Source organism: Pseudonocardia zijingensis (assembly GCF_042657305.1).
GTDB lineage: Bacteria > Actinomycetota > Actinomycetes > Mycobacteriales > Pseudonocardiaceae > Pseudonocardia > Pseudonocardia zijingensis.
Genome location: NZ_JBHSKO010000005.1, coordinates 416753 through 427396, shown reverse-complemented (window position 1 = coordinate 427396; position 10644 = coordinate 416753). Strand labels below are relative to the sequence as shown.

The 10644-nt window shown below is 72.9% G+C and carries 11 protein-coding genes; 6 read left to right on the top strand and 5 right to left on the bottom strand.

The genetic code is table 11. The annotated features are described in order from the left end of the window. Positions 1-240: 240 nt before the first annotated feature. Together dapC and fdxA are read right to left on the bottom strand one after the other, a co-directional pair. Positions 241-1323 carry a succinyldiaminopimelate transaminase gene (gene dapC, locus ACFPL3_RS14190; protein WP_343945302.1) on the bottom strand — a complete coding sequence of 361 codons (1083 nt, stop codon included), beginning with the start codon at positions 1321-1323 and terminating at the stop codon, positions 241-243. Continuing rightward, positions 1320-1646, bottom strand: coding sequence for a ferredoxin (gene fdxA / locus ACFPL3_RS14185; RefSeq protein ID WP_142105339.1), 327 nt, complete (start codon positions 1644-1646; stop codon positions 1320-1322). The genes dapC and fdxA overlap by 4 nt, the downstream gene beginning before the upstream one ends. 115 nt (positions 1647-1761) lie before the next feature. On the opposite strand from fdxA, the gene ACFPL3_RS14180 reads away from it, so the two are divergent. Further along, complete coding sequence (locus tag ACFPL3_RS14180; protein ID WP_379589072.1) at positions 1762-2718, top strand: GNAT family N-acetyltransferase; 957 nt, start codon at positions 1762-1764, stop codon at positions 2716-2718. 10 nt (positions 2719-2728) lie between these two features. Here ACFPL3_RS14180 and ACFPL3_RS14175 read toward each other — a convergent pair whose 3' ends face one another. The 3 genes from ACFPL3_RS14175 to mshB are packed head-to-tail and all read right to left on the bottom strand — an operon-like array spanning position 2729 to position 4827. Next, positions 2729-3508, bottom strand: a complete 780-nt coding sequence (locus ACFPL3_RS14175) for a hypothetical protein (RefSeq protein WP_343945299.1) — start codon at positions 3506-3508, stop codon at positions 2729-2731. After that, on the bottom strand, positions 3501-3959 hold the full coding sequence (locus ACFPL3_RS14170; RefSeq protein WP_343945298.1) for a hypothetical protein: 459 nt from the start codon (positions 3957-3959) through the stop codon (positions 3501-3503). Before ACFPL3_RS14170 ends, ACFPL3_RS14175 begins: the two co-directional genes overlap by 8 nt. After that, a complete protein-coding gene (gene mshB / locus ACFPL3_RS14165) occupies positions 3952-4827 on the bottom strand; it encodes an N-acetyl-1-D-myo-inositol-2-amino-2-deoxy-alpha-D-glucopyranoside deacetylase (RefSeq protein ID WP_343945297.1) in 876 nt (291 codons plus the stop codon). Before mshB ends, ACFPL3_RS14170 begins: the two co-directional genes overlap by 8 nt. Before the next feature lie 174 nt (positions 4828-5001). Here mshB and ACFPL3_RS14160 point away from each other — a divergent pair, with 174 nt between their 5' ends. The 5 genes from ACFPL3_RS14160 (at position 5002) to ACFPL3_RS14140 (ending at position 10593) form a co-directional block, all read left to right on the top strand. Next, complete coding sequence (locus ACFPL3_RS14160; protein WP_379589071.1) at positions 5002-6651, top strand: peptide ABC transporter substrate-binding protein; 1650 nt, start codon at positions 5002-5004, stop codon at positions 6649-6651. Between the two features lie 97 nt (positions 6652-6748). Further along, complete coding sequence (locus tag ACFPL3_RS14155; protein ID WP_343945295.1) at positions 6749-7675, top strand: ABC transporter permease; 927 nt, start codon at positions 6749-6751, stop codon at positions 7673-7675. Continuing rightward, a complete protein-coding gene (locus ACFPL3_RS14150) occupies positions 7668-8612 on the top strand; it encodes an ABC transporter permease (RefSeq protein WP_343945294.1) in 945 nt (314 codons plus the stop codon). Before ACFPL3_RS14155 ends, ACFPL3_RS14150 begins: the two co-directional genes overlap by 8 nt. Continuing rightward, the gene (locus ACFPL3_RS14145) at positions 8612-9595 is read left to right on the top strand and encodes an ABC transporter ATP-binding protein (protein ID WP_343945293.1); all 984 of its coding nucleotides are present in this window, start codon (positions 8612-8614) and stop codon (positions 9593-9595) included. The genes ACFPL3_RS14150 and ACFPL3_RS14145 overlap by 1 nt, the downstream gene beginning before the upstream one ends. Beyond that, positions 9592-10593: an ABC transporter ATP-binding protein gene (locus tag ACFPL3_RS14140; protein ID WP_343945292.1), complete on the top strand. Its 1002-nt coding sequence runs from the start codon at positions 9592-9594 to the stop codon at positions 10591-10593. The genes ACFPL3_RS14145 and ACFPL3_RS14140 overlap by 4 nt, the downstream gene beginning before the upstream one ends. Positions 10594-10644: the final 51 nt, after the last annotated feature.

The window sequence follows — 10644 nt, the reverse complement described above, 5'->3', positions numbered from 1 at the left end:
GGTTATCACCGCGGGAGAGCCGTCTAGGGTTGGACACCGACATCCTCCTGTCGTGGTTGGGACACCAAGCCCGAGCACCACAACAGGGGGATGTCCTCGTTTTCAACCACTCAGGCACTTACTAGGCCCGGGGCGCCTCGGGCGAAGTTCAGGAAAGCCACATTCCGGGCCTCTCCGGCCCTGAATGTGGCTTTCCTGAACTCCAGGGCGGCAGCGGCGCGCGGGCGGAGAAGGCCGGCCTCAGGCCTTCAGCCGCTCCACCGCCGCCTCGATCCGCTCGTCGGTGGCCGTGAGGGCCACGCGCACGTGCCGCCCCCCGATGGGGCCGTAGAAGTCGCCGGGGGCCACGAGGATCCCGGCCTGCGCGAGCCGCCGCACCGTGACGCGGCAGGGCTCGTCGGCGGTGGCCCACAGGTAGAGACCGGCCTCCGAGTGGTCGATGCGGTAGCCCGCGGCCTCCATCGCGGCCCGCAGCCGCACGCGGCGCCGGGCGTAGGTCTGCGCCTGGGCGGCGACGTGGGCGTCGTCCGACGCGGCCGCCTCCATCGCCGCCTGCACCGGCCGGGGCACGATCATTCCGGCGTGCTTGCGCACCTCCAGGAGGTCGGCGACGAGCCGGGGGTCACCGGCGACGAACCCGGCCCGGTACCCGGCGAGGCTGGAGGACTTCGACATCGAGTGCACCGCGAGCAGGCCCTCGTGGGATCCACCGCAGACGTCGGGGTGCAGCACCGACTGCGCCCCGTCGGACAGCGAGAGGTAGCACTCGTCCGACGCCACGACGGCGCCCCGTTCCCGCGCCCAGTCGACGACCTTGCGCAGGTGCTCGACCGGCAGCACCCGGCCGGTGGGGTTGGACGGCGAGTTCAGCCACACGAGCGCCACGCGGCGCGGGCCGAGCGCGGCCGTGGAGTCGGAGCGCACGAGCTGGGCACCGGCGAGCCGGACCCCCACCTCGTAGGTGGGGTAGGCGAGCTCGGGGATCACCACCGTGTGCTCGGCGCCCAGCCCCAGCAGCGTGGGCAGCCAGGCGACGAGCTCCTTGGACCCGATGGTCGGCAGCACCGGGACGGGGTCGATCTCGACCCCGAAGCGCCGCCGGAGCGATCCGGCGATCGCGGTGCGCAGCGACGGGGCGCCGTGGGTGGTCGGGTAGCCCGGCACGTCCGCGGCCGGGCCGGCGAGCGCCTCGCGCACGACGGCGGGCACGGGGTCGACCGGGGTGCCGACCGAGAGGTCGACGATCCCACCGGGGTGCGCCGCGGCGAGCGCCTTGTCCTCGGCGATGGTGTCCCAGGGGAAGTCCGGGAGCGCGCGTCTCACTCGTCGTGCTGCTGGGGCGGGAGGCTGAGTGCGGGCTCGACGTCCCGGTTGATCTTGCCGACCTTCGAGGCGCCGCCCGGGGAGCCCAGCTCGTCGAAGAAGTCGACGTTGGCCTTGGTGTAGGCGGCCCACTGCTCGGGGACGTCGTCCTCGTAGTAGATCGCCTCGACGGGGCAGACGGGCTCGCAGGCGCCGCAGTCGACGCACTCGTCGGGGTGGATGTAGAGCATCCGCCCACCCTCGTAGATGCAGTCCACCGGGCACTCTTCGATGCACGCCTTGTCGAGCAGGTCGACGCAGGGCTCGGCGATCACGTAGGTCACGGGTGGTCCTCCACGCGGGCGAACAGGGGCTGCCCACAGTATGTATCGCGGTGAGAGGGGTGTGGGAGCCGGGGCAGGTGTGACGCGCGTCCTCGGCCGGGCGCACGATGGCCGGGTGGAGATCCCGGACGAGCTGGTGGGGCGCCGCGTGGCGTTGCGGCACCGCGTCGGCGAGCGGGACGGGAGGCCGCTCTACACCGACGCGGTGGGCGAGCTGGCGGCCGACGGCCCCGGGGCGGTGGTCGTCCGGACGCGGCGCGGACCCGTCCGCGTCGACCGCTCCGCGGTGGTTGCGGTGCGCGCCGTGCCGCCCGCGCCGCCGCGCCGGGCCCCGCTCGCCGCGGTCACAAGGCTGGAGGGGCTCTGCGCGGACGCCTGGCCCGCGCAGGTCGAGCGCCCGCTCGGGGAGTGGCGATTGCGCGCCGCGAGCGGGTACACGGGCCGGGCCAACGGGGCGCTCGCGATCGGCGACCCGGGGATGCCGGTGGCCGCAGCGCTGGACGAGGTGCGCCGCTTCGCCCGCGAGCACGGCGTGGAGCCGCGCGTCCAGGTGCCCGTCGGCTCGCCGTGGGACCACGCCGTGGCCGCGCAGGGCTGGGTGCTGAACGTCGGGCACGCACGGGGCGCCGAGGTGTCGGTGCTGGTGGCGCCGGCCGCCGAGGCCGATCCGCCCGCCGCCGGCGCCCTCGAGATGCCGACCGCGCCGTCCGACGAGTGGTGGCGGCTGGCCGTCGGAGGCGCGCCCACTCCGGCCCAAGAGCGGGTGCTCGCCGGCGCGCCCGCCACCGCGTTCGGCCTGCTGCGCGACCGGGACGGCGCGGTGCTCGGGCAGGTGCGCGCCACCGTGCTGGACGACCACGTGCACATCTCCACGCTGGAGGTCGTGCCGGCTGCCCGCCGCCGGGGGCACGCCACCACCCTGCTCGCCGCCGCCGGCGCGTGGGGCCGGGAGCGGGGTGCGCGGTGGGCGGTGCTGCAGGTGGCCCTGCGCAACGACGGTGCCCGTGCGCTCTACGACCGCCTCGGCTACGTCGAGCACCACCGCTACCGCTACCTGGTGCCCCCGCGCTGACGCCCGCGGCTCACTCCTTCTGGAAGCGGACCTCGCGGCTGCGCAGGTGGGCCTCGGCCTGGCGGGCCGCCTTCTTCAGGCCGGACCACTCGCCCAGGTACTTCCCCACCGCCCCGACCACCGGCAGCATGCCGAGGCCCTCGTGCAGGATGTTGCCGTGCGGGCGCTTGTCGAGCTCGTCCTCCACGGCGAAGAGCGCCCGCCCCAGCCGCCACACCGCGCGCGCCACCGTGCCGAGCGTGGGTGTGGTCGACGGTTTCGCCAGGTCGCCGGTGAGCTCGGCCGCGCGGGCGTCGGCGGCCGCGTCCTCGGCCCCGGTGGCGGCCTGCACGGCGAGCTCGCGGCGGAAGAGCACCGTGCCGAGCAGGTCGACCAGCTCGTCCTCGTCGCGGATGCCGTGCTCGCCCGCGATGGCCACCAGCAGCAGGCCCTGCCCGGCCGCCCCGACGGCCTTGGAGACGGGCAACCGGTTGGCGAGCGCGCCCCCGAGCCCGGGCACGGCGGCGATCAGCGTGGTGAACCGTCCCACGCGGCGCACCCACCAGCGGGTGCGCGCGGGCACGTCCATCGCCGCCCAGGCGGCCGTGCCGGGGAACTCGACGGCGGCCAGGGTGTCGAGCACCTTCTCCCGCAGCCCGCGCTCCTCGGCGGGTTCGGCCCCGTCCGCGGAGGCGCGGGAGCGGAGGCCGAAGGGATCGGATTCGCGCAGGGCGTCGAGCACCGGGCGGGTGGCCCGCACGAACGGGCGGAGGATCGCGACGATCGCCCGGTCCGGGATCGCTTCAGCCACCGCTGCCCCCGCGCGACGCGCTCGCGGCGTCGACCCGGTCGCGGTAGTCCCGCTCCATCACCGCGCGCAGGCCCCACAGGCCCGCACCGATCCCGCCGACGGCGAGCGCGAGCGACTGCCAGTTGGCCAGCAGCATCGAGTCGCCGCCCGGGCCGAACAGCCCCAGCACCCCGACGGCGAGCACCCACGCGGTGAGCGGCGCCCCGGCCACGGCGGGCCGGGCGTCGATCTCGCCTGCCTGGCGCACGAGCCACGGGAGCAGCAGCACCGACAGCACGACGCCCATGGGGACGGGGATGCCGTTGGTGTAGAGCGGGGTGAACATCAGCCCGAACGCCCCGAGCAGCAGCCCGTTGACGACGAGGAGGGCGAGCAGCACGGGGTCGGGAAGCAGCGGCTGGTCCTCGTCCTCGACGAAGTCGGCGGTCTCGTCCACGGTCGGCTCAGACATCGCCGACCTCCCCGAACAGGTCGTCCGCGGGGCCGGCCGTGCCGTCGGCGGGCACGTACTCCTCGACGTCGCGCAGGGGCTGCGCCACGAAGTTGCTCACGGCGAAGGCCGTGACCTCGTCGTCGGACCACACGGCCACCTGGGTGGCGTGGGCGCGCAGGGCCGCCACGTGGGCCGCGCGCTGGGCCGAGACGTCGATGCGGACGCCGATCGACGCGTCCGGCACGGTGGGCAGCTCGTCGGGCTCGGGCATCCGGAACGGCAGGCCCTCCCGGCCCGCGAGCTTCGCGAGCCCGGCGTCGAGGGTGGATCGGCCCACCACCGTGTGGAGGAGCCGGGCGGGCACCCGGCGCACCGCGGCGGCGGTGATGTCGTGGGCCCGGACGTGGTCGGGGTGCCCGTAGCCGCCGTCGGGGCCGTAGGTGATCACCGCCTGCGGGCGCACCTCCTCCAGCACGGCCACGAGCTGCTCGACCTGCTCGTCGAACGACTCGGGCCGGGCGAACGCGCGCGGGTGCAGCCGCTCCGGCATGGCGGCGCGCACCCCGTGGCCGGCCAGCGCCATGCCCGTGTCGCGCCAGCGGCAGATCCCGCCGAGGAAGCGGTGGTCACGCACGCCGAGCGCCGCGCAGGCGGCGGCCAGCTCACCGGCGCGGTAGCCGCCGAGCTGGTCACCCCGCTCGGGCGCGAGCTCGGCGAGCTCGGGAGGGATCACCTCGCCCTGCTCTCCGAGCGTGCAGGTGACCAGCGTCACAGAGGTTTCGGGGTCGGCCGCGTACCGCGCGATCGTGCCGCCCGTGGCGAGCGTCTCGTCGTCCGGGTGGGCGTGCACGAGGAGCAGCCGCCGCCGGGCCGGGGGTGGCGTCACGGTCGCAGAGTACGTGCCCCGCGCGTGTGGCCGCTCCCGCCGCGTGCGCAACCCATTTGTGACCTGGAAGGGGTCAACAGGAACGATCCGTCCGGATACTGTCCGGCTCCGAGATCACCCGCTGATACGGAGAAGGCACCACCTCCGCCCTCCGTTCGGACGATATGGGGGCCCATGCGAGCACGACGAGCAGCCGCCTGGACAGCCGTACCCCTGGCCGTCGCACTGGCCACCACCGCGTGCGGTGGCGGCGGGGAGTCCGGCGGGGACGGCGCGGCCGAGAGCGGCGTGACGATCAGTGTGAACGGCACCGAGCCGGAGAACCCGCTCGTGCCCGGCAACACGAACGAGACCGGCGGCGGGAAGATCCTCGACGCGCTGTTCAGCCCGCTCGTCGAGTACAACCCCCAGACGGCGGAGCCGGAGAACCTGGTGGCCGAGTCGATCGAGACCACCGACTCGCAGGTCTACACGATCAAGCTGAACGAGGGCTGGACCTTCCACGACGGCACCCCGGTCACCGCGAACAACTTCGTGCGGGCCTGGAACTACACCGCGTACTCGCCCAACGGCCAGCAGAACGGCTCCTTCTTCTCCCACATCCAGGGCTACGACCAGGTGCACACGGAGGACCCGGACGGCACCGCGGGCCCGCAGACCGCGCCGGAGCCCACGGCGCAGGAGATGTCGGGGCTGCGCGTGGTGGACGACCTGACCTTCGAGGTCACGCTGTCCGCCCCGTTCGCGGTGTTCCCCACGATGCTGGGCTACCGCGCGTTCTCGCCGCTCCCGGACCTCTTCTTCACCGACCGGGCCGCGTTCGAGGCCCACCCGATCGGCAACGGCCCGTTCCGGTTCGTCTCCCGGCAGCCGAACACGAACGTCGTGGTCGAGCGCTACGAGCAGTGGCCGGGGGCGCCGAAGCCGAGCATCGGCGGGGTGGAGTTCCGGTTCTACGAGTCCGCTGAGGCGGCCTACGCCGACGTGGTGGCGAACAACCTCGACTTCATCGAGATCATCCCGCCGTCCGGGCTCGCGGGGAACCTCTACGAGACCGACCTGGCCGGCCGGAGCGTGTCGCGGACGTACCTCGGTGTGCAGCGCCTCGGCTTCCCGCTCTACGACCCGCGCTACCAGAATCCGCAGTTGCGGCAGGCCATCTCGATGGCGATCGACCGGGAAGCGGTCAACCAGCAGATCTTCGGCGGCACCCGCCCGCCGGCTGACGGACTGGTCGCACCCGACGTGCCGGGCCGGGTGCCGGGCCAGTGCGGCGACCTCTGCACCTACCAGCCGGAGCGCGCGCGGCAGATGTTCGAGGCCAGCGGGTTCCAGGGCCCGATCGAGCTCACCTCGAACGCCGACGCGGGCAACCGGGAGTGGATGGAGGCCACCTGCGTGTCGATCAGCAACGCGCTCGGCGTGCAGTGCAATTTCGTGCCGGTGACCACGTTCGGCGAGATCCGCACGGCGATCAACGCGCGGAAGATGGACGACATCTACCGCACCGGCTGGGTGGCGGACTACCCGTCGATCGAGAACTTCCTCAACCCGATGTACCGCACGGGGGCCTCGACGAACGACGGCGAGTACTCCAACCCCGCGGTCGACGAACTGCTCGCCCGCGCCGACGCCGCACCGTCGATCGAGGAGGGCAACGCCCTCTACCAGGAGGCGGAGCGCATGGTCATCCAGGACATGCCCGCGATCCCGGTGTACTTCCAGTCGTTCCAGGCCGGGTGGTCGGAGCGGCTGCAGGACGTCACGGTCACCCCGTTCCGCGAGCTCGACCTCGAGAGCGTCACGGTCGCGGCCCAGTCGTGACGGCGCAGCAGTAACAGCGCAGTAGTAGCGCGGCTCCTGCGGACGGCGACCGGCCACCCCGGTCGCCGTCCGCTCCCGCGATCGGAAGGCGGCATCCTTGGGGCGCTACATCGTCCAACGGCTCCTCCAGCTCGTCCCGGTGTTCCTCGGCACGACGTTCCTGATCTACCTGCTCGTGTGGGCCCTCCCCGGGGACCCGTTCGCGGGCAAGTGCGGTGACCGCCCCTGCCCGGACGCCTACATCAACCGGATGCGCGAGGAGTTCCACCTCGACGAGAACGTGGTGGTGCAGTACCTGCGCTACCTCGGCAACCTGCTGCAGGGCGACTTCGGGCAGACGTTCTCCGGCACGTCGGTGGGCGAGCTGATCGCCGCCGCCTACCCGGTCACGCTGCGCCTGGCCATCGTCGCGCTGGTGATCGAGGCGGTGATCGGGCTGCTCGCCGGGGTCCTCACGGGGCTGCGATCGGGTGGGTTCCTCGACAACCTCGTGCTGGTCTCCACCCTCTTCCTGATCTCGGTGCCGGTGTTCGTCACCGGCTACGTGCTGCAGACCGTGCTCGGGCTGCGGCTGGGGATCATCTCCCCGACGGTGTCGGCCGACGCCGGGTTCGGCGAGCTGCTCGTGCCCGGATTCGTGCTGGCCAGCCTGTCGATGGCCTACGTCGCCCGGCTGACCCGCACGTCCATCGCGGAGAACCGGCAGTCCGACTACGTCCGCACCGCCGTGGCCAAGGGCCTGGCGCCGCACCGGGTGGTGGGCGTGCACCTGCTGCGCAACTCCCTGATCCCGGTGATCACCTTCCTCGGCGTCGACCTCGGATCGCTCATGAGCGGCGCGATCGTCACCGAGGGCATCTTCAACATCCGCGGCATCGGCGGGTTGATCTTCCGCTCCATCGCGCTGCGGGAGGGCGCCACGGTCACCGGCGTGGTCGTCCTGCTCGTGATCGTCTACCTGCTGATGAACCTGCTGGTGGACGTGCTGTACGCCGTTCTCGACCCGAGGATCCGCTATGTCTGACCCCGGCGTGCTCCGCTCCGCGGTGGCCGAGCCCACCGCGGCGGGCGCGGTCTCAGGGGACGCCCCCGACCAGCCACGCAGCCTCGCCTCCGACGCCTGGCACGACCTGCGCAGGCGCCCGCTGTTCCTGATCTCGATGGCGCTGATCGCGTTCCTGCTCGTGCTCGCAGCGTTCCCGCAGCTGTTCACGTCCGTCGACCCGAGCGCGGGCGACCTGGCCCGCAGCCGGCAGCCACCGTCGGCGGAGGCGTGGTTCGGCTACGACCTGCTGGGCCGCGACGTCTACGCGCGCACCATCCACGGCACCCGGGTGTCGATCGTCGTCGGCGTGCTGGCCACGACGTCCACGGTGCTGCTCGGCGGCGCGCTCGGCATGCTCGCCGGGTACCACGGCGGGTGGCTGGACACCCTCGTCTCCCGGATCACCGACGTCGTCTTCGGCCTGCCGTTCGTGCTCGGCGCGATCGTGATCCTCTCCTCGTTCCGCGAGGCCGTCGGCGAGGGCGCGGTCGGGATCACCGCGCTGGTGGTGGTGACGATGGCCGCCCTGCAGTGGCCGGTGGCGATGCGGATCACGCGGTCGGCCGCGATCGCCGCGCGCAGCCAGGACTACGTGCGCGCCGCCCGCGCGCTCGGTGCGAGCCCGGCACGGGTGATCTGGCGGCACATGCTGCCCAACTGCCTCGCGCCCGTGCTGGTCTACGCCACGATCGCGCTCGGTGCCTTCATCGGCATCGAGGCCACGCTGTCGTTCCTCGGGATCGGCCTGCGCAGTCCCGTCGTGTCGTGGGGCGTCATGATCAGCGAGGCGCGCGACTACATCCGCGTCGCCCCGCACCTGCTGCTGTTCCCGGCCGCGTTCCTCGCCGTCACGGTGCTCGCCTTCGTGATGCTGGGCGATGCGGTGCGCGACGCGTTCGACCCGAAGGGGCGCTGATGGCCGACCCGTTGCTCCAGGTCGAGGGCCTGCGGGTGGAGTTCCGCACCCGCGACGGAGTGGCGCACGTGCTCAACGGCGTCGACTTCCACGTGGACGCCGGGGAGACGCTCGCCGTGCTCGGTGAGTCCGGCTCCGGCAAGAGCGTCACGGCGGGCACGGTGATGGGGATCCTGCCCACGCCGCCCGCCGCCGTCACCGGCGGCTCGGTCCGCTACCGCGGCGAGGAGCTGCTCACCGCCACCCCGGAGCGGCGCCGGGAGCTGCGCGGCGAGCACATCGCGATGATCTTCCAGGACGCGCTGTCGGCGTTGAACCCGGTGTTCACGGTCGGGTTCCAGATCGGCGAGCAGCTGCGCACGCGCCGCGGGATGAGCAAGCGGGACGCGGAGAAGCGGGCCGTCGAGCTGCTGGACGTGGTCGGCATCCCGGGCGCGCGGCAGCGGGTGCACGACCACCCGCACCAGTTCTCCGGCGGGATGCGGCAGCGCGTCATGATCGCGATGTCGCTGGCGCTCGACCCCGACGTCCTCATCGCCGACGAGCCCACCACGGCACTCGACGTCACCGTGCAGGCGCAGATCATGGACCTGCTCGCCGAGATCCAGGCCGAGCGGCACATGGCCCTCATCCTGATCACGCACGACCTGGGCGTGGTGGCGGAGGTCGCCGACCGGATCGCCGTGATGTACGCGGGCCGGATCGTCGAGCACGGGGACGTGCACTCCCTCTACGCCAACCCGGGCCACCCCTACACGCGGGCCCTGTTGGAGTCGATCCCGCGCGTCGACACGAAGGGCACCAGCCTGGCCGCCATCCGCGGGCTGCCGCCCAGCCTCACCCGGATCCCGCCCGGCTGCCCGTTCCACCCGCGGTGCCCGATGGCCGCGCAGCGCTGCGCTGACGAGCTGCCGCCGCTGGTGCTCCTGCCGGGCGAGCGGGCGTCCGCGTGCCTGTTCGCCGAGGAGTTGGTCTCCCCATGACCCCGGTCCTGGAGGTCGAGGACCTCGTCAAGCACTTCCCGGTGCAGACCGGCGTCGTCGTCAAGCGCACCGTGGGCCACGTGCGGGCCGTCGACGGCGTGTCGTTCACGCTGCACCAGGGCGAGACCCTCGGCGTGGTCGGCGAGTCGGGCTGCGGCAAATCGACGCTGGCGCAGGTGCTGATGCGGCTGGAACCGCCCACCTCGGGGCGGGTCCGGTTCCGCGGCGAGGACGTCTTCGCCAAGCGCGGCAAGGAGTTGCAGACCCTGCGGCGGTCGATCCAGATCGTGCTGCAGGACCCCTACACGTCGCTGAACCCGCGCATGACCGTGGGCGACATCGTCGGGGAGCCGTTCGACATCCACCCCGACGTCGCCCCGAAGGGCGCGCGGCGCAAGAAGGTGCAGGAGCTGCTCGACGTCGTCGGGCTCAACCCGGAGCACATCAACCGCTACCCGCACCAGTTCTCCGGCGGGCAGCGCCAGCGCATCGGGATCGCCCGCGCGCTGGCGCTGCGCCCCGAGGTGATCGTCTGCGACGAGCCGGTGTCGGCGCTGGACGTGTCGATCCAGGCCCAGGTGATGAACCTGCTCGCCGAGCTGCAGCGCGAGTTCGGGCTCTCCTACCTGTTCATCGCCCACGACCTGTCCGTGGTGCGGCACCTGTCGGACCGGGTGGCCGTGATGTACCTGGGCAAGATCGTGGAGATCGGCACCGAGGAGGAGATCTACGGACGCCCGTCCCACCCGTACACGCAGGCGCTCCTGTCGGCCGTGCCGGTGCCCGACCCCGCGGCCCGCGCCGGCCGCGCCCGCATCCGCCTCACCGGCGACGTCCCCAGCCCGGTGAACCCTCCCAGCGGCTGCCGCTTCCGCACGAGGTGCTGGAAGGCCACGGAGATCTGCGAGACCGAGGAACCGGCGCTCGTGGCCCACGGAGGCGGCCACCACCCGAGCGCCTGCCACCACGCGGAGGAGCAGCACCTGCTCCCCTCCTAGCAGTACGAACGGCACCCTCGTCCGATAGAGCGGTACGAAGGTGCCGTTCGT

Excerpts from the sequence above, each read along its gene's own strand:
- ACFPL3_RS14150 (WP_343945294.1), top strand. The coding sequence starts at position 7,668 with ATGTCTGACCCCGGCGTGCTCCGCTCCGCGGTGGCCGAGCCCACCGCG.
- ACFPL3_RS14170 (WP_343945298.1), bottom strand. The coding sequence starts at position 3,959 with ATGTCTGAGCCGACCGTGGACGAGACCGCCGACTTCGTCGAGGACGAG.
- ACFPL3_RS14140 (WP_343945292.1), top strand. The coding sequence starts at position 9,592 with ATGACCCCGGTCCTGGAGGTCGAGGACCTCGTCAAGCACTTCCCGGTG.
- ACFPL3_RS14160 (WP_379589071.1), top strand. The coding sequence starts at position 5,002 with ATGCGAGCACGACGAGCAGCCGCCTGGACAGCCGTACCCCTGGCCGTC.
- ACFPL3_RS14145 (WP_343945293.1), top strand. The coding sequence starts at position 8,612 with ATGGCCGACCCGTTGCTCCAGGTCGAGGGCCTGCGGGTGGAGTTCCGC.